General features: G+C 60.5%; 18 protein-coding genes. 15 read left to right on the forward strand and 3 right to left on the reverse strand.

Annotation, left to right across the window (positions count from 1 at the left end; genetic code table 11):
* Window positions 1–33: 33 nt before the first annotated feature.
* From JZX88_RS14380 to aroQ, 5 genes are all read left to right on the forward strand, one after another.
* The gene (locus JZX88_RS14380) at window positions 34–873 is read left to right on the forward strand and encodes a transporter substrate-binding domain-containing protein (protein WP_206913979.1); all 840 of its coding nucleotides are present in this window, start codon (window positions 34–36) and stop codon (window positions 871–873) included.
* Between the two features lie 35 nt (window positions 874–908).
* Window positions 909–1,745, forward strand: a complete 837-nt coding sequence (locus JZX88_RS14385; RefSeq protein WP_206913980.1) for a transporter substrate-binding domain-containing protein — start codon at window positions 909–911, stop codon at window positions 1,743–1,745.
* A 29-nt stretch (window positions 1,746–1,774) separates the two neighbouring features.
* On the forward strand, window positions 1,775–2,533 hold the full coding sequence (locus JZX88_RS14390; RefSeq protein ID WP_065117116.1) for an amino acid ABC transporter ATP-binding protein: 759 nt from the start codon (window positions 1,775–1,777) through the stop codon (window positions 2,531–2,533).
* 70 nt (window positions 2,534–2,603) lie between these two features.
* Window positions 2,604–3,473, forward strand: coding sequence for a shikimate dehydrogenase (locus JZX88_RS14395; RefSeq protein ID WP_206913981.1), 870 nt, complete (start codon window positions 2,604–2,606; stop codon window positions 3,471–3,473).
* A complete protein-coding gene (gene aroQ / locus JZX88_RS14400) occupies window positions 3,470–3,913 on the forward strand; it encodes a type II 3-dehydroquinate dehydratase (RefSeq protein ID WP_065116982.1) in 444 nt (147 codons plus the stop codon). Before JZX88_RS14395 ends, aroQ begins: the two co-directional genes overlap by 4 nt.
* On the opposite strand, the gene JZX88_RS14405 is transcribed toward aroQ, so the two are convergent.
* Window positions 3,888–4,580, reverse strand: a complete 693-nt coding sequence (locus tag JZX88_RS14405) for a TetR/AcrR family transcriptional regulator (RefSeq protein WP_065117118.1) — start codon at window positions 4,578–4,580, stop codon at window positions 3,888–3,890. The genes aroQ and JZX88_RS14405 overlap by 26 nt on opposite strands.
* A gap of 122 nt (window positions 4,581–4,702) precedes the next feature.
* On the opposite strand from JZX88_RS14405, the gene JZX88_RS14410 reads away from it, so the two are divergent.
* Window positions 4,703–6,604 carry a bifunctional sugar phosphate isomerase/epimerase/4-hydroxyphenylpyruvate dioxygenase family protein gene (locus tag JZX88_RS14410; RefSeq protein ID WP_206914050.1) on the forward strand — a complete coding sequence of 634 codons (1,902 nt, stop codon included), beginning with the start codon at window positions 4,703–4,705 and terminating at the stop codon, window positions 6,602–6,604.
* Between the two features lie 60 nt (window positions 6,605–6,664).
* Here the strand turns inward: JZX88_RS14410 and JZX88_RS14415 are convergent, their stop codons facing one another.
* Window positions 6,665–6,958, reverse strand: a complete 294-nt coding sequence (locus tag JZX88_RS14415) for a putative quinol monooxygenase (protein WP_174029786.1) — start codon at window positions 6,956–6,958, stop codon at window positions 6,665–6,667.
* Between the two features lie 404 nt (window positions 6,959–7,362).
* Between JZX88_RS14415 and JZX88_RS14420 the strand changes: the two genes are divergently transcribed.
* From JZX88_RS14420 to JZX88_RS14450, 7 genes are all read left to right on the forward strand, one after another.
* On the forward strand, window positions 7,363–7,500 hold the full coding sequence (locus JZX88_RS14420) for a hypothetical protein (RefSeq protein WP_206913982.1): 138 nt from the start codon (window positions 7,363–7,365) through the stop codon (window positions 7,498–7,500).
* 139 nt (window positions 7,501–7,639) lie between these two features.
* Window positions 7,640–9,460, forward strand: a complete 1,821-nt coding sequence (locus JZX88_RS14425; protein ID WP_206913983.1) for an ABC transporter ATP-binding protein — start codon at window positions 7,640–7,642, stop codon at window positions 9,458–9,460.
* A 41-nt stretch (window positions 9,461–9,501) separates the two neighbouring features.
* Window positions 9,502–11,037 (forward strand): ABC transporter substrate-binding protein, encoded by a 1,536-nt coding sequence (locus JZX88_RS14430; protein ID WP_174029782.1) that lies wholly within the window; start codon window positions 9,502–9,504, stop codon window positions 11,035–11,037.
* A gap of 77 nt (window positions 11,038–11,114) precedes the next feature.
* On the forward strand, window positions 11,115–12,038 hold the full coding sequence (locus JZX88_RS14435; RefSeq protein ID WP_037092271.1) for an ABC transporter permease: 924 nt from the start codon (window positions 11,115–11,117) through the stop codon (window positions 12,036–12,038).
* Between the two features lie 6 nt (window positions 12,039–12,044).
* Window positions 12,045–12,893 (forward strand): ABC transporter permease, encoded by an 849-nt coding sequence (locus tag JZX88_RS14440; RefSeq protein ID WP_206913984.1) that lies wholly within the window; start codon window positions 12,045–12,047, stop codon window positions 12,891–12,893.
* 5 nt (window positions 12,894–12,898) lie between these two features.
* Window positions 12,899–14,632: a M14 family metallopeptidase gene (locus tag JZX88_RS14445; protein ID WP_206913985.1), complete on the forward strand. Its 1,734-nt coding sequence runs from the start codon at window positions 12,899–12,901 to the stop codon at window positions 14,630–14,632.
* 203 nt (window positions 14,633–14,835) lie between these two features.
* Window positions 14,836–15,660: an AraC family transcriptional regulator gene (locus tag JZX88_RS14450; protein WP_110759970.1), complete on the forward strand. Its 825-nt coding sequence runs from the start codon at window positions 14,836–14,838 to the stop codon at window positions 15,658–15,660.
* 79 nt (window positions 15,661–15,739) lie between these two features.
* On the opposite strand, the gene JZX88_RS14455 is transcribed toward JZX88_RS14450, so the two are convergent.
* On the reverse strand, window positions 15,740–16,114 hold the full coding sequence (locus JZX88_RS14455; protein ID WP_065116987.1) for a hypothetical protein: 375 nt from the start codon (window positions 16,112–16,114) through the stop codon (window positions 15,740–15,742).
* Window positions 16,115–16,456: 342 nt separating this feature from the next.
* On the opposite strand from JZX88_RS14455, the gene JZX88_RS14460 reads away from it, so the two are divergent.
* Entirely contained in the window at window positions 16,457–17,629 is a 1,173-nt protein-coding gene (locus tag JZX88_RS14460) for an ABC transporter substrate-binding protein (RefSeq protein WP_065117121.1), read from the forward strand.
* 119 nt (window positions 17,630–17,748) lie between these two features.
* Complete coding sequence (locus JZX88_RS14465; protein WP_206913986.1) at window positions 17,749–18,612, forward strand: branched-chain amino acid ABC transporter permease; 864 nt, start codon at window positions 17,749–17,751, stop codon at window positions 18,610–18,612.

The raw sequence follows: 18,612 nt of genomic DNA on the forward strand, positions 1-18,612 counted from the left end.
TCATCTCATCAGCTTTGTAAGGAGGAGCAAAAGATGAAAACCACCAGCATGAAATTTTCACGTCGCACCCTCATGGCGCTTGCCGCGGCAGCGGTTGCGCTGCCCTTCGTCGCACCGGCCGACGCTTTCGCCGGCACGGTGGAGGAAGCCAAGGCCAAGGGCAAGGTCGTCATCGGCATTCAGGGCGACAACTCGCCCTGGGGCTTCGTCAATTCGAGCGGCGTGCAGGACGGTCTCGATGCCGATATCGGCAAGGCCTTTGCCGACTATCTCGGCGTCAAGGTCGAGTTCGTGCCGCTCGCCGTGGCAAACCGTATCCCGGCGCTTTTGACCGGCAAGGTCGACGTGCTTTTTGCCACCATGGGCATGACGGCCGAACGCGCCAAGACAATCCAGTATTCCAAGCCCTATGCCGGCAACGTCCTTTCCGTTTATGGCCCCAAGGACAAGAAGATCGCCGGCTATGACGATCTGACCGGCATCGCCGTCGGCGTGCCGAAGTCCAGCGCCATGGATACGGCGATCACCGCCGGCGCCGGTTCCAAGGCCAACATCCTGCGTTTCGACGATGACGCCGCCAATATTCAGGCGCTGATTTCCGGTCAGGTCGAAGTGGTCGGTGGCAACCAGTTTTATGGCGACCGCCTGAACACGGCGGCCGAAGGCAAATATGAGCCAAAATTCGATCTGACGACGCTTTATAACGGCGCCGGCACCCGTCCGGGTGAAAAGGACTGGAACGAGACCATCAACACCTTCCTCGACAAGATCAACTCGGATGGCCAGCTGGCCAAGATCTATGACAAGTGGATGAAGCGTGACGTGCCGGCCTTCCCGGACAGCCTGCCCGACATTCCGTTCACCGTGAAGTGAGCATCAGGCGAGGCTGATATCGGGAGGAGCAACCGATGGGAATTTTCAACAACCGGACAGGTTGGCGGACAGCCCTTGCAGTCGGATTGGCAGCGCTGCTGCCAATCCTGACACCCGCAGGCGCGGATGCCAGAACGCTGGAAGAGGCAAAATCCAGCGGCAAGGTGATTATCGGCATCCAGGGCGACAATGCGCCCTGGGGCTTCATAAACTCCACCGGCGTCCAGGAGGGCTACGATGCCGATCTGGCAAGGGGGTTTGCGGATTATCTCGGAGTGAAGGTGGAGTTCGTGCCGCTTGCGGTCGCCAACCGCATTCCTTCGCTTCGCACCGGCAAGGTCGACGCCCTATTCGCATCGATGGGAATGACGCCGGAACGCGCGAAAAATGTCCAGTATGCGCAGCCCTACGCGCATAATGTCATGTCGGTTTATGCCACCAGGGACAGGAAGATCGCCAATTTCGACGACCTGACGGGGATGACCGTCGGCGCGCCGAAATCCAGCCCGATGGATACGGCCCTGACCGCCGGTGCGGGCAGCAAGGCGAATATCCTTCGCTTCGATGACGACGCCGCCACCATTCAGGCGATCCTGTCGGGCCAGATCGAGGCGATCGGCGGCAACCAGTTCTACGGCGATCGTCTCGCCGCAGCCGGCGGCAAGGACTACGAGGTGAAGTTCGATCTCGTGACCCTTTACAACAGCGCCGCCACGCGTCCCGGCGAAAAGGACTGGAACGAAGCGCTGAACGCCTATCTGGACAGGATCAAGGCCAATGGCGACCTCGAAAAAGTCTATGCCAAATGGATGAAGCGGCCGGTGCCGCAATTCCCGGCCTCGCTTCAGGACATCCCCTACACCGTCAACTGAAACTGCTGCCAAGCATGAAGGAAAGTTCCATGCCGCAATCCGCCGCTCAGGCTCCGCTGATCGCCCTTGAAGGGGTTGGAAAGTGGTATGGAGCCTTCCATGCGCTCAAAAACGTCAACATGACCGTTCGCAAGGGTGAGAAGATCGTTCTTTGCGGGCCGTCGGGTTCGGGAAAATCCACCCTCATCCGCTGCATCAATCATCTGGAGGAAATCCAGGAGGGCAAGATCACGGTCGAGGGAACCACGCTTTCGGATTCCAGCCGCGCCATCGATGCGGTGCGCCGCGAGGTGGGCATGGTGTTCCAGAGCTTCAATCTCTTCCCGCACAAGACCATCATGGAAAACTGCACGCTCGCCCCCATGCGGGTGAAGGGTGTCTCCAAAGCCGATGCGGAGGCGACGGCGCGCAAATATCTGGAGCGCGTGCGCATTCTCAATCAGGCGGACAAGTACCCCGCCCAGCTTTCCGGCGGCCAGCAGCAACGCGCGGCGATTGCCCGGGCGCTGTGCATGGAGCCGAAAGCCATGCTGTTCGACGAACCGACCTCGGCGCTCGATCCGGAAATGGTGAAGGAAGTGCTCGACACCATGATCGGCCTTGCCCGCGACGGCATGACGATGATCTGCGTGACCCATGAAATGGGTTTTGCCCGGCAGGTGGCCGACCGCGTGGTCTTCATGTCGGAAGGCGAGATCATCGAGGAAGGCCCACCGGAAGAATTTTTCCGCGACCCCAAGCACCAGCGTACCCGCACGTTCCTCGGCGAAATTCTCGCCCACCATTGAGGTTCGCGCGCTCGCAGACAGGCGGGATTGTCCCGCCTCTCCCACCCCGTCCGATGAGCGACCCGTGATCATGACAGAGAAAACCGCATTCAAGGTCGGCCTGATTGGCGCCGATATCCAGCTTTCCAAATCGCCGGCGCTGCATATGCGCGAGGGCGCCGCCCACGGCCTCGACTATTCCTACGAACTGGTGGATGTCTCCGCCCGCAAGCTGCCGCCGAGCGCCCTTCCCGACCTGCTCGACGAGCTGGAGGCGCGCGGTTTTGCCGGCACCAACATCACCCATCCGTTCAAGCAGGCGGTTATCGCCCACCTCGATGAGCTGTCCGACGATGCCCGTATGCTGGGCGCCGTCAACACCGTGGTCTTCAGGCATGGCCGCCGTATCGGCCACAATACCGACTGGTACGGTTTTTACGAAAGCTTCGTGCGCGGCCTGCCGGATGCCAGGCGTGACCGGGCGCTGCTGGTCGGCGCGGGCGGGGCTGGCGTGGCCGTGGCCCATGCGGCGCTGAAGCTCGATATAGCCCATCTCGATATTTTCGACCGTGACCTTGCGCGTGCGCGGCAGCTGGCCGGCGAACTGAACGCCCGTTTCGGCAAGGGCCGCGCCTTTGCCGTAACAGACCCGGCGGCCTCCCTGCCCTTCGCCGATGGTCTGATCCATGCAACGCCCATGGGCATGCCCGCCCATCCCGGCATGCCGGTTGCGGCCGCTCTCATCGAGCAGCGGCATTGGGTGGCCGATATCGTCTATATGCCGCTCGTCACCGAATTGCTGGCGGCGGCGGCGAAAAAGGGCTGTCGCACCCTGCCCGGCGGCGGCATGACCGTGTTCCAGGCCGTCGGCGCATTCCGCCTCTTCTGCGGCCGCGAGCCCGATGCAGAGCGCATGACGGCGCATTTCACCGAACTTTGCATGGCCGAGGGCGTGGCATGAGCCTTTTCACTGTTTTGAACGGACCCAATCTCAACCTGCTCGGCCAGCGCCAGCCGGAAATCTATGGCTATGAGACCTTGGCCGATATCGAGACCAACTGCCGCACCGTCACGGAAGCCGCCGGTCATGCGCTGTTTTTCGCCCAGAGCAACCGCGAATATGAGCTGATCGACTGGATTCACGAGGCGCGCGGCAAATCATCCGGCATCGTCATCAATCCCGGCGCCTTCACCCATACGTCGGTGGCGATCCTCGATGCGCTGAACGCCTTCGAAGCACCTGTCATCGAAGTGCATATTTCCAACATCCACAAACGCGAGGTCTTCCGCCACCATTCCTATGTCTCGACCCGCGCCGAAGGCGTCATCGCCGGCCTTGGCATCGAAGGTTATGAGGTGGCGCTGCGCCACCTCATCAATCGCCTTTCCCGATCCGCGTAATATGCTCGGGCCTCAAGACATAGCGCAGCAACATCTCCGCCACATGCGCGGACAGCGCTTCCTGGCCGGCCTCGCTAAAAAGCGTGTTGCCAAAATTGAACGAAAAGGTCTCGGTATTCGAGACGTTATAAAAAGACAGGGCGCTGATCTGCCAATGCAGTTCAAGAGCGTCCAGTCCGGGCCGGAACAGGCCGGCATCCTGCCCGCGCTTCAATATTCGGCGCATGATTTCAATGGCTGGCCGGTTGACGTCGCGGATCGCTTCGGAAACCCTGATATGCCTGCCGTGGTGAATGTTTTCCGTCATCACCATCCGCACGAAAGCGGGGTTGCGGCGATGGTGCTCGAAGGTAAACCGACAGAGCTTCTCAAGCGCGGCGACCGGCTCGAGATCATCCAGCTCAAGACTGCCTTCGCCGCCACGCACCTGCGCATAGGCCTCCTCCAGAACGCGTTTGTAAAGGCCTTCCTTGTCGCCGAAATAATAATAGATCATGCGCTTGGACGTGCGGGTGCGCGCCGCGATTTCATCGATGCGGGCGCCGGAAAGGCCGTTCTGCGAAAACTCCTCCATGGCCACCGAAAGAATGTCGCGGCGAACCCCTTCCGGATCGCGCTTCGCCTGCCGGCTGCCTCGGGTTCCGTTCGAAGTCGCGCTTTTGGTCATCATCCATTCCATCGGTGGGGCGGCCGGCTTCCGGTCACGCCCTGATTATTAACCAATCAGTACATAAGGCTGAAAAGGAAGGCAATATGGCGAGCTATGACACGATAAGACACGGCATGCCAATGCGCACATCCATTGCAACCGTATCGATCAGCGGCGAATTCCCCGAAAAACTGGCGGCCATCGCCAAGGCGGGCTTTTCCGGCGTTGAGATTTTCGAAAACGATTTCCTGACCTATGACGCCTCGCCGCGCGACGTGAAGGCGCTGGCCGCCGATCACGGTCTGGATATCACCCTGTTCCAGCCGTTCCGCGATTTCGAGGGCATGCCGGAACCGCACCGCACCCGCGCCTTTGAGCGGGCAGAGCGAAAATTCGATATCATGGGCGAACTCGGCACCGACCTGATGCTGATCTGCTCCAATGTCTCGCCGGTCTCGCTTGGCGGCATCGACCGCGCGGCGGCCGATTTCCATCAACTGGGCGAGCTTGCGGCGAAACATGGCGTGCGCGTCGGTTACGAGGCGCTGGCCTGGGGCCGCCATATCAGCGATCACCGCGATGCCTGGGAGGTGGTGCGCCGCGCCGACCACGCCAATGTCGGCATCATTCTCGACAGTTTCCACACGCTGTCGCGCAAGATCGACCCCAATTCGATCCGCTCCATTCCCGGCGACAAGATTTTCATCGTGCAGCTGGCCGATGCGCCGCTGATCGACATGGACCTGCTCTACTGGAGCCGCCATTTCCGCAACATGCCGGGCGAAGGCGATCTGCCTGTCGTGGATTTCATGCGCGCCGTCGCCGCCACCGGCTATAGCGGCCCGCTGTCGCTGGAAATCTTCAACGACCAGTTCCGTGGCGGCTCGGCCCGGCTGCTCGCCGAAGACGGGCACCGTTCGCTCGTCAACCTCATGGATCAGGTGCGCCGCCTCGAACCCGATATTCGCATCGACGTGCCCGCCATGCCGGAACGGGTTGAGACGCAAGGGGTGGAATTCGTCGAATTCACCACCGCGCCGGAGGAAAAGGCCCATCTGGAGACCCTGCTCGCCACGCTCGGCTTTGAAAAAACCGCAAGGCATCGCAATCGCAATGTCGATCTTTATACGCAGGGCGATATCCGCATTGTCATCAATACCAGCGATGACGGCGACAGTTTCGCCGGTGCGTCCTATTCCATCCACGGCACCAATGCCTATGCCTTCGGCCTGAAGGTCGATGATGCCGGGGCAGCCCTTGCCCGGGCGGAAGCGCTCGGCGCACCGACCTTTGCCGAACCGCGCAAATCAGGCGAAGTCGCCGTTCCCGCCATTCAGGGCGTGGGCAACGGCGTCATCTATTTCCTCGATGCCTCGCCGGCGCTCGCCTCCATCTGGGACAAGGAATTCGTCTCCACAGGCAGCCCGAAGGCACAGGGCGATGCCGGGTTGACGCGGATCGATCATCTTGCGCAAACAACGCATTACGATGAAATGCTGACCTGGCTTCTGTTTTACACCTCGCTGTTTTCCACCCGCCGCACGCCGATGGTGGACGTCGTCGATCCCGGCGGGCTGGTGCGCAGTCAGGCGATCGAAAGCGTGCCGGCACCGCATTTCCGCCTGACCATGAACGGTGCCGACAATCGCAAGACCTTCGCCGGCAAATTTCTGGCCGAGGGTTTCGGCACCAGCATCCAGCACATCGCGTTTGCCACCGACGATATCTTCGCCACCGCAAAAGCCTTGCAGGCGCGCGGTTTTCACGCCCTGCCGATCTCGCGCAATTATTACGACGATCTGGAAGCCCGTTTCGGGCTGGAGCCGGAATTTTCCGATGCGCTGAGGGCCGCCAGCATTCTTTATGACCGCGACGATAATGGCGAATATTTCCAGATCTACAGCCGCACCTTCGGGGAAGGTTTCTTTTTCGAGATCATCGAAAGGCGCGGCGCTTACGGTGGTTATGGCGCGATGAACGCACCCTTCCGCATTGCCGCGCAGCGACGCCTTGCCCCGCCGGTCGGAATGCCGAGGGAATAGGTATCGTCACGATACGATCAGGCCGCAGCCGGCAGGAATGTCGCTGCGGCCAACCCGTATTCAAGCCAGTGTCGTTATCTCATAATCCCGTGGAATGGCGGCGGTGGCCGTGAACCACTCCGATGCCCGCGTCCGCTGCTGATGGAAATCAAAGGCGGCGCGATCGGCAAAAAGCTCCTCCACCCGCCAGACCAGAGGATCGTCGGTCCGGGTGACATCGAAGGAAATGCAGCCTGGCTCCGCTCTTGTCAGACGAAGATGTTCGGGAAGATGGGTTTCCACAAGCCGGATATCCTCCACCGATGCGCAGCGCAGGAAGCCGGACAGTCTGACCGCAGCCGTTCCATTCGTCATATTCTCTATCCTTTTTCGGTGATCCATATCCGCCTTCTACGACGAGAAGCAGCACAATCATCTACGCTTGCGGACATCAAGACAAAATTCGCCCGCCAATCCCTCCGCAGTCCGCTCGGGGGCCTGATCCGGGCGGATTTGCAACCGTTGAAATCAATGGAGTCTCGAGAAAAACACGAGGATGATTTCGTGTGTGGCGAGATTGCGTACATCCATATGCCCGGCGGGCCAACCGGCGGCGCCCGCCCGGAAACACGCTGACGTTCATCTCGCCCTCGCCCCGCGCCCAAAATAAATGCACCTGCGCATTTGTAGAGCAGTACACAAAAATTGTTCAACACTCTGGACATGATTGTCCGGTTTTGTTAGCTTTTTTGTAAAACAAGGGTGGGGAATACAATTTCATGCACATCATCGATTCCGGGGCCGATGCCGCGCGTTCTGCCGGCACCGACGCGGTTGCTTTCAGGGCCGGAAAAAGATCGCAATATCCGCGTCCGCCAGCCGTATCCGATGTGCATCGCACCCTCAAGGTGGCGTGAGACACCATGCGCTTTTCCGCGACATTCACCGCCTCCCGCGCAGCCCTGCATACCGAGCCCTTATTCCACGCCCTTTGCCCTTCCATAATTCAGATGGCCGCGCCAGAATTGCCGCGCACGCCAAGCCGGAGACGCTGACATGACTGCCGCAAACCGCAACGCCCTCCTCTCGGTCGAAGGCCTGAGCGTCGAGTTCGGTAATAGCCGCGTCGTGGACGATATCTCTTTCAGCGTGGAGCCCGGCCGGACCGTGGCGATTGTCGGCGAGTCCGGATCGGGAAAATCGGTCACCTCGCTGTCCACCATGCGCCTTGCCGATATGATGGGCGCGACCTACCCCACCGGCAAGATCCTGTTTGAAGGCAGGGACCTGCTGAAGACGTCGCAAAAGGAGATGCGCGCGATCCGCGGCAAGGAGATCGCCATGATCTTCCAGGAGCCGATGACCTCGCTCAACCCCGTCTTCACCATCGGCGACCAGATCTGCGAAGTGCTTGTGCTACATGAAAAGATGGGCAAGCAGGCGGCGCTGGCGCAAGCACAGACGCTGCTCGAAATGGTGCGCCTGCCCGATGCGGCCGAGCTTCTGAAACGCTATCCGCACCAGCTGTCCGGCGGCATGCGCCAGCGCGTCATGATCGCCATGGCGCTCGCCTGCCGGCCGAAGCTTTTGATCGCCGACGAGCCCACGACGGCGCTTGACGTGACCATTCAGGCGCAGATCCTCAATATCATGCGCGACCTGCAGAAGAAGCTCGGCATGGGCATGGTCTTCATCACCCATGATATGGGCGTGGTGGCGGAAATGGCCGATGACGTCGTTGTCATGTGGAAGGGCAAGAAGGTCGAGGAAGGCCCGGTGAAGGATATCTTCGCCAACCCGCAGCACCCTTACACGCGTGCCCTGCTTTCCGCCGTGCCGCGCCTCGGCAGCATGGAAGGCGAAGAATTTCCCAAGCGCCTGCCGCTTACCGTGCTGCAGGACGGCCAGCCGGTGGTGATCGGCGAGGAGCGTGTGCAGAACACCGCGAAATATGACGCCAAGCCGCTTTTGTCGGTCAAGGACCTGTTCGTGCGTTTCGATATTCGCAAGAACCTGTTCGGCAAGGCGACACACCGTTGCAGCGCCGTGCAGAAGGTCAGCTTCGATATTCACGCCGGCGAGACGCTGGCGCTGGTGGGCGAGTCCGGTTCCGGCAAATCCACCATCGGCCGCACCATTCAGCAGTTGCAGACCGCAATATCAGGCGAAATCGCCTTCAACGGACGCAGCTATTCTGAAATGTCGGCGGCGGAGCGCTTCCGCATGCGCCAGGAAGTGCAATATATCTTCCAGGACCCCTTCGCCTCGCTCGATCCGCGCAAGACGGTTGGGTTCTCAATTGCCGAACCGATCAACACCCACGGTTTGATCAATGATCAGAAGGCGGTACGCCGGCGGGTGGATGAATTGCTGGAGCGTGTAGGCCTCAGCTCCGAACATGCCGCGCGTTATCCGCACGAGTTTTCCGGCGGCCAGCGCCAGCGCGTCTGCATTGCCCGCGCGCTGGCTTCCGATCCGAAGCTGATCATCGCAGACGAGGCGCTCTCGGCGCTCGATGTCTCCATTCAGGCGCAGATCATCAATCTGTTCATGGATTTGCAGGCCGAGCGCGGTCTTGCCTATCTCTTCATCAGCCATGATATGGCTGTCGTGGAAAAGATGAGCCACCGCGTCGCCGTGCTTTATCTTGGCCAGATCATGGAAATGGGCAGCCGCCGGCAGGTGTTCGAAACGCCGACGCATGATTATACCCGCCGGCTGCTTTCGGCCGTGCCGGTCGCCGATCCGACCATCGAGCGCCGCATCGCCATGATCGAGGGAGAAATACCCAATCCCGTGCGCCGTGTCGGCGATGAGCCGGCCATTCTCGCCCATGAGGAAATCAATCCGGGCCACTTCATCGCGAAGAGCGCCTGAATAACAACCAGAACCGCAACCATCTGAAGAGGAACAGGTAGATGACAATGATAAAGAAGGGGATGACGACAACGTTCGTCGCACTTGCCATGGCCGCCACGGCCTTCACCGCCGCACCGGCTCTCGCCGCCGGCAAGATGACCATTTCCAGCCCGCAGGACCCGGGCAGCTGGGACCCGATCGACACCTTCCTCGTACAGTGGGCGGCCGTCGCCACCAACATCTTCGATGGCCTGACCTATCGCGGCCCGGACCTGAAGGTTGTGCCCGGCCTTGCCGAATCCTGGGAAGAGCTGGATGAAGGCAAGCGCATCCGCTTCAAGCTGCGCCAGAACGTCAAGTTCCACAATGGCGAGCCCTTCAACGCCGCCGCCGTCAAGTTCACCTTCGAGCGCCTTCTTGGTGAACAGGGTGCCAAGGGACCGCAGCGCTCCAACTATGTCGCCATCGAAAGCGTCGATGTCATCGACGATTACACCGTCGACATGAAGCTGAAAGCGCCGGATCCGGTGCTGCTGACCAAGCTTGCCGGTTATGGCGGCATGATCGTTCCGCCTGCCTACATCACGGAAAAGGGCGAGGACAACTTCAACCTCAACCCAGTCGGCACCGGCGCATTCAAATTCGTTTCCTACGCGCCGAAGACCAATATCAAGCTGGAAGCCAACCCCGATTACTGGGGCGGTGCGCCAAAACTTTCCGAGCTTGAATATCGCTTCATCGCCGAGCCGGCGACCGCCGTTGCCGAATTGCAGGCCGGCCGCGTCGACCTCGTCATTCCGCCCACCATCCCGATCGGCATGATCCCGGTCATCGAAGGCGATTCCAAACTTGAGATCGTCAGCGTTCCCGGCCCGACGGTCGATGCGCTGCGTTTCAACACCCGTGACGGCATTACCGCCGATCCGAAGGTGCGCAAGGCGATCATCATGGCCGTCGATCGCGGCACCATCGTCAAGTCGATCCTCGCCGGCCAGGCATCGGAAATCGCAAGCTTCCAGAGCGCGCTGTCCTTCGGTTACGATCCGGAACTGAAGCCGCTGCCTTACGATCCGGAAGGCGCGAAAAAGCTGCTTGCGGAAGCCGGCGTCAAGGCAGGCGCGGCGTTGCAGATCGATATCCGCGGCAATGACGCGACGATGAACGAGGTGGCGCAGGTCATTTCCAGCTACCTCTCCATGGTCGGCATCACCGCCACCATCAAGCCCTATGAAACCAACGTGCTGCTGAACGACATCATCCCGCAGGGCAAGACCGGCGCGATGTTCCAGCAGAAATGGGGCGGCTGGACCTTCGATTACGACAACACGGCCTATTCCATGTATCACTCCGGTGAAAAGTGGAACCCTTACGACAAGGACGAGAAGCTGGACAAGCTGCTGGAATCCCAGCGTCCGCTGACCGACCGTGCCGAGCGCGAAAAGATCCTCAAGGAAATCGGCAGCTATACCGCCGAACGCGCGCTGGAAATCCCGCTTTACAACACCAATGCCATTTACGGCATCAACAAGCGGGTCAAGGGTTTCGTCGCACCGCCGGATAACCGCCTGAAGCTGACCGACGTCACCGTCGAATAATCAGGCTGGTTTTCTGATCAACACACCTTGCCCGCCGCAATGCGGGCAAGGCCGGGTCTCTCTTCAAGGTAAAAAACGTGGCCGGTTTCCTCATCAAGCGATTGCTGCAGGCGATTTTTGTCGTCATCGCCATCACCCTTCTCGTTTCCTTCGCCATTCGCCTCACCGGCGATCCGGCTGTCACCATGTTCCAGGGCGGCGGCAGCATGACGGAAGACGATCTGGCGCGCATCCGCGCAGCACTCGGCACCGACCGGCCGTTCTTCGTGCAATATTTCAGCTTCCTGAAGGGCCTCGTGACACTCGATTTCGGCCGCAGCTTCACCGGCAGCACGCCGGTCTCGCGCCTCATCGCCGATGCCCTGCCCGCCACGCTTTTGCTCGCCTTCATCTCGATGGCGGTGTCGATCGCGCTCTCCATCCCGCTCGGCATCAAGGCCGCAACCTCGCGCGGCAAGACGGCCGATCAGGTGATCCGTATCTTCTCGCTCATCGGCCTGTCCTTCCCGAATTTCTGGCTCGCCACCATGCTGGTGCTCTTGTTCTCCATCACGCTCGGCTGGCTGCCGCCAAGCGGCATGGGCGGTTTTGCAAGCTACATCATGCCCGCCGTCACCATGGGCGTCATCCTGACGGCCACCAATGTCCGCCTCGTGCGCACGGCCATGCTCGATACGCTGCGCTCGCAATATGTCATGGTGGCGCGCGCCAAGGGCCTCAGCGAAAGCAAGGTTCTCTACAAACACGCGCTGCGCAATTGCGCCATTCCGCTCATCACCTATTTCGGCCTGCAATTCGGCGGGTTGCTCGGCGGCATCGTCGTCATCGAGCGCGTCTTCAACTGGCCGGGCCTCGGCACGCTGGCCTTCGATGCGGTCGGCGCGCGTGATTATCCCGTGCTTCAGGCCGTCATCACCGTTCTGTCGCTGATGATCGTCGGCATCAACCTTCTGGTCGATATCGCCTACGGGCTTGTCGATCCGCGCATCCGCACGGAGTAAGTGACGATGGCTGCCAAAACCTCGCGTCTCGCGCGCTTCACCAATCTCGAATTCGTCCTCGGCGCGTTCCTCACGACAGTCATCTGCCTTGCCGTCATCTTTTCCGACGTGCTGTTTCCGGGCGGTGCGGACAAGATCGACCTGATGGCCCGCCTTGCCAAGCCCTTCGCCAATGCCGCCCATCCGCTCGGCACCGATCCGCTCGGGCGTGACGTGCTCGCCCGTGTCGTCGCCGGCGGCAAGATTTCGCTGCTGGTCGGTTTCACCTCTGTTATCGGCGCGGTCATCTTCGGCGTCGCGGTCGGCCTGGTCGCCGGTTATTATCGCGGCTTCTGGGATATGCTGGTCATGCGCTTTGCCGATATCCAGCTCGCCATGCCCTTCATTCTCTTGGCCATCACCTTCATCGCCATTGTCGGCGGCAGCCTCACCAACACCATCATCCTGCTGATCGTGTCTCAATGGGTGCAATATGCCCGCCTCGTGCGCGGCTCGGTGCTGACGCTTCGGGAACGGGAATTCATCCTTTCCGCCCGCGCCATCGGCGTGAAGGACTGGCGTATCATTCTCCAGCACCTGCTGCCGAACCTTATCGGCCCTGTCATCGTGCTGATGACGCTGAATGTCGCCAACAACATCCTCTTGGAAAGCAGCCTCACCTTCCTCGGCCTCGGCGTTGATCCGACCATCCCGAGCTGGGGCGGCATGCTGGCGGATGGCCGCACCTATCTGCAGACCGCATGGTGGGTCAGCGTTTTCCCCGGCCTTGCCATCCTGCTGACTGTGCTTGGCCTCAACCTTCTCGGCGACTGGCTGCGCGACAGCCTTGACCCAACAGGCAGAACCTCGAGGTAATCCAGATGAGCCAGATTTTCGACCAGACCTTCGAGCGTACTCTGGATGCCCTCGTCAGCCGCGCGACACCCGGCCAGTCCTTCGAGGCATGGACCTTCGACGACGCCAAAAGCCGCCGCGAGGCCGAAGAGAGGCTGAAGAAAAAGGGCGTCAGCGCCCGCATCCGCAGCGCCTATAAGCCACTTCTCTTCACCTTTCTGGAAGAGATCAATCTGGATGGCGTCGACACCATCGAGGTGCGTTACCCCGTGCACGCCAACGCCCCCGCCAACCGTTTCCGGCTGGAGGCCTATCCGCTGGCCGCTCTGGTGGGCGATGCGAAGATCGATTTCATCGCCCGCGACGACGACGCCTTCCATTATGACGTTACGCTGAGCCGCAACGGCAAGCAGGAAACCCTGAAGGTTCTGGCCCCAAACCGGGTTCATACCGATATCGTCGGCGAAACCAATGTCTCGCCAACCGGCTGGTTCCGGCCTGCCGGCGATGCTGCGGGCGAGCGGCTGGAGACGGATTACGAGCGGCTTTTCGAAACGGCGATCCATGCCGTCGCCAACCACGGCTGGGGCGATGAGGAGCCCTATTTCGAAGAACTGAACATCCGCGTCGCGCATCCGGCCGAAGATTTGGCCCTCTCCGTCGGCGATGAGGTCGTCAGCCTGCGTGAAGCGCTGCATGAGGATTTCTATTTCTCGCTCCTGGAATTCTTCCAGAAGAAATCCGGCCGCCCGCTGGGTGATCGGGGCCTGAAGCCTGGCCAGATCGTGCCGGAGATCGTCAAGAGCGCCGGCGAAGTCTCGCTGCGCATCGAGTCCCGTGCGCTCACCACCGCCTTCCTCGATGGCGGCGAGCAGCCGATCGATACGGCCCGCGAACCGGTCGCGGCAGGCCAGCTCGTAAAGCTGCTTGAAGAGATCGGCGGCGAGACCTTCGACGCCCGCTCACGCTCCGGTCGCGTCCTTGCCGCCCGTTACGTGGCCGGCAGCGATGCCGCCGTAATGGTAAGCGGCGGCCAGCACCCCAACGAGACGACAGGCATCGTCGGCGCCATCCGCGCCGCCCGCAAGCTCGCAGACCGCAAGGGCGCTCATTTCACCATTTCACCACTGGAAAATCCTGACGGCTACGCCCTGCACCAGCGCCTGCGCGTCGACAATCCGCGCCACATGCATCATGCCGCGCGTTACACCGCTCTTGGTGATGACCTCGAATATCGCACCCCGGAAAATTCGGGCGCGCATCTCAACGAGAAGGAAATCCGCTTCAAGGCGCAGGAGATGAGCGGCGCGCGCCTGCATGTGAACCTGCACGGTTATCCCTCACACGAGTGGACCCGGCCTCTATCCGGTTATGTGCCGCGCAATTTCGCCATGTGGACGCTGCCGAAAGGCTTCTTCCTCATCATCCGCCACCACGCGGACTGGGAAAGTCAGGCGGAAGCCCTGCTCGACAAGGTAACCCGCCATCTGGGCGCCATTCCAGGACTTCTGGACTACAATAATCGCCAGATCGCGCTTTATGAAATCCACGCCGGCGAAACCGGTTTCCGCATCATCAACGGCTTCCCGTGCCTGTCCTCCATCGACGACCGCCACACCGTGCCGATGACGCTGATCACCGAATATCCCGATGAAACCATCTACGGCGACGATTTCATCACCGGCCATACCGCGCAGATGGAAACGGTCCTCGCCGCCTATGAGGCATGGCAGGAGATTGTGTCGCCGCAAATCGCCTGACGCCGCCAGACGGAACGGCCATGCCAGCGTGTTCACCTTCGGGCGCGCTGGCAACCCGTTAATTTGCGAGAGGCGGCGCATAAGGCCGACAATGTTCGGATGTCTCCTGTATTGTCGGCCTTATGCGCGACAACAAGTCAAACCCGATCAAGCATGAAGCGGAACGGTTTTGCATGGTGCGGGTGTGAACCACAGGAGACCCCATGCCCGCTCTGGACAAGCTCATCTGGCAGATCGAAACCGATCTGCATAAAAACCTGACATTGACGGTCCTGTCCGACCGCTGCGCCATCAGCACGCATCATATGTGCCGGTTGTTTCAGCTTTCCACCGGTCTGTCGATCATGTCCTATGTCCGCGCGCGCCGACTATCCGAGGCGGCCAGAACCATCGCAGGGTGCGATGCTGACATCCTCACCGTCGCGCTCGGTGCGGGATACGGGTCCCATGAGGCGTTCACACGAGCCTTTGCGAATTATTTCAACACATTACCGAGCATTGTTCGCAAGGCCCGATCAACCTCGTCCCTTGATCTCATGGAGCCATTCAAAATGAAAAAAGACATGTTCGTCGACGTCCAGCCGCCGGAAATACGCCGGCGCGACGCCTTTATGGTGGTCGGCCTCAGCACCACCTGCTCGCTGGAAAACAACGGCGCCATTCCGGCGCTGTGGCAGGCCTTCAACATGCGGGAAAGCGACGTCGAGGAGGCGGTGGCCGGGGCTGCTTACGGCGTCTGCAGCGTTGCCGATGAAGCCGGAAACTGCACATATCTCGCCGGCGTCAGGGCGCTGAAGAAAACGCCGGGCATGGATCATGTCGAGTTGCCTGCGCAATCCTATGCGGTTTTTGTCCATAACGGCCACGTCTCGGATCTTCCCGGAACGGTCTATACGATCTGGAACAAGGCGCTGCCCGATGCCGGATTGAAGACCGCTCCCTCTCCCGATTTCGAGCTTTATGACCGGCGCTTCGATCCACAAACAGGGCGTGGAACCGTGGAGATCTGGGTTCCGATCATAACCTGAGGCACAAACTTGTGACCATGCATGCTCCAGCCTCGCCTTGGAGCATGCACTGCAACCCCGCTGCGAAAATGCGGTGAGCCTATTTCGTCGTCGTGGCGGCGGCGAGCTTCTGATCCCGCTGCTTCTGCAGCAGCTTCTTTCCCTTGCTGAGAATATGCAGATTGGCTGCGTCGAGCTTGTTGTAACCCGCCTGAATAATATCGATATCGGCAACGTGGCCGATCGCCGCGAGCTTGTACATGACGTCGCCGACGGCCAGATCGATGGCTGGAGCCGGTGTGGATGCGGCATCCTTCAACGCCGCCTGAATATCTTCCGCCGTTCCGCCCATGGCATGATAGAGCGTGAGCGCCTTGCGCAGGAATGCCTCACGACGCTCGATCCTGTTGTTGAGCATATTTTCTCCAATGCGATTTCGCATCAGCTCAACAGCTTTGTTCTGATATTCACCCATCAAGACACCAAGTAAAGTTCAAAAATATGCTTCGAGAGACTACGAACAATCCCCTTCGAACTGGTTAAAGTCCCGGGTTTTCGCCTCCCTGCAAGCACTATTCCGCACCGGGTTTGCCCGAAGCTGTCTTCACCTCACGCCATCGCCGGCGGTCGCCGGTTTGAGAATCGCCGGGCGGCGCTTAATGTCCGATCCGGTATGGGGCAGAGCGGAATGACAGGGTATTGATAACCGTCAGGTTATTTATTACCCCCCTTATTTCATTTTACTTTGGCCACGGCACTCATCAATCTGGCAGCCTGGATCGGTGGATGGGAGCCACGGATCAACTGGGAGGAAATCATGAAACTACGGATCACCGCCGCAATCGCGGCCATCTGCTTCAGTACTGCCGCTTATGCCGAGACGATCAAGGTGGGCGTGGTCGGTCCGTTCTCCGGCCCGTTTGCGCTGCAGGGCAAGAATTTCAAGGCCGGCATAGACGCCTGGTTCGCCCTTCACGGCAACAAGATCGGCGATGACACGGTCGAGGTCGTCTATCGCGATGTGCCGCAGGCCGATCCGGCGCAGTCCAAGGCGCTGGCGCAGGAGCTGGTGGTGAAGGAAGGCGTGCAATATCTCGCCGGCTTCTATTTCACTCCCGACGCCATGGCCGTCACGCCTTTGCTGAAGCAGGGCAATGTGCCGATGGTCATCATGAATGCCGCCACCTCGGCCATCGTGACGAAAAGCCCCTATGTGGTGCGCACCTCTTTCACCACCTGGCAGACCTCCACCCCCATCGCCAAGGTGGCGTTTGATGGCGGCGTGAAGAAGGTCATTTCGCTGGTCAGCGATTACGGCCCGGGCGTCGATGCCGAAAACGCCTTCAAGGCGGCCTTTACCGCCGCCGGCGGCGAGGTGGTGGAAACCATCCGCATGCCGCTCTCCACCAATGATTTCAGCCCGATCATGCAGCGCGTGAAGGACTCCGGTGCGCAGGGCGTTTTCGCCTTCCTGCCGTCGGGCCCGACGACACTCGGTTTCGTCAAGGCTTTCAACGATAACGGCCTGAAATCCGCAGGCGTCAAGCTCTTCGCGCCGGGCGATCTGACGCAGGAATCCGACCTGCCGGCGCTTGGCGAAGCCGCACTCGGCATGCAGACGACCTTCCATTACGCCGTCTCGCATGATTCCCCTGAGAACAAGACCTTCGTGGAAGCCGCCGCCAAGGCGATCGGCAATCCCAAGGAACTGTCCTTCCCCGCAGTCGGCGCCTTTGACGGCATGTATGTCATCAGCAAGATGATCGAGGCGACCGGTGGCAAACAGGATGCGGAAAAGGCGGTGGACGCGGTGAAGGGTCTTTCCTGGACAAGCCCGCGCGGCCCTGTCAGCATCGATCCGGAAAGCCGCCACATCACGCAGAACATCTATCTGCGCGAAGTGGCCAAAGCCGATGACGGTAGCTATTACAACAAGGAAGTCCAGACCTTCGAAAAACAGGGCGATCCGGGCCTCGCCGCCGCGAAATAACCGGCGACACGGGCCTCGCCGCCACAATGGCGGCCATTCTTGAAACGGTCGAACCGCCCCTATGGCGGTTCGGTTCCGGCCCGGACGGGCGTTGTAGCACCGGGAGGAGTTTTTTCAACATGCAGACGGTCTTCAGCATCCTCATCGATGCGCTTGCCTATGGTATGGTCCTGTTCATCATTTCCATCGGCCTTTCAGTGACGATGGGGCTGATGCGGGTGGTCAATCTGGCGCATGGCGCCTTCGCCATGATCGGCGGTTATCTCGCCTCCTATGCCGCGCATGGCCTCGGCCTCAGTTATGCCGTGGCGATCCTCGTCGCCATCGTCGGCACCATTGTCATTGCCATTCCGCTTGAGCGTTTCCTCTATCGCCGCATCTATGGCGCGCCGGAGCTGACGCAGGTGTTGATGACCATCGGCATTACCTTCTGCATCATCGGCATCGCCAATTTCGTCTTCGGCCCAACGCTGAAGACCATTCCGCTGCCGCAGCAGCTGGCCGGCCCCACCGATCTCGGCTTCCGCACCATCGCTACCCACCGCATCTTCGCCATTGCCTGCGGTCTGGCCGTGGCCGGCGCATTGTGGTTCACCTTCGAAAAGACCGCCTTCGGCATCAAGCTGCGCGCTGCTGTCGACAATGCCGCCATGGCGGCCGCGCTCGGCGTTCGCACCGAGGTTATCTATGCCGTCAGCTTCGCCATCGCCGTCGGCCTTGCCGCCATGGGCGGCGTCATCGGCGCTGAATTGCTGCCGGTCGAACCCTACTATGCGCTGCGTTATATGGTGACTTTCCTCGTGGTGGTCTCGGTCGGCGGCGCGGGCTCCATTCCCGGTGCGCTGATCGCCTGTCTGCTGCTCGGCGCCATCGATACGACCGGGCGGTATCTCGCCCCCGAATATGGCGAATTCTTCTTTTACCTGGCGGTCATCGTGATCATCACCTTGTTCCCGCGCGGCCTTCTCGGAAGGGCGAAATGA

This window comes from Agrobacterium sp. OT33 (assembly GCF_017313365.1).
GTDB lineage: Bacteria > Pseudomonadota > Alphaproteobacteria > Rhizobiales > Rhizobiaceae > Agrobacterium > Agrobacterium rhizogenes_A.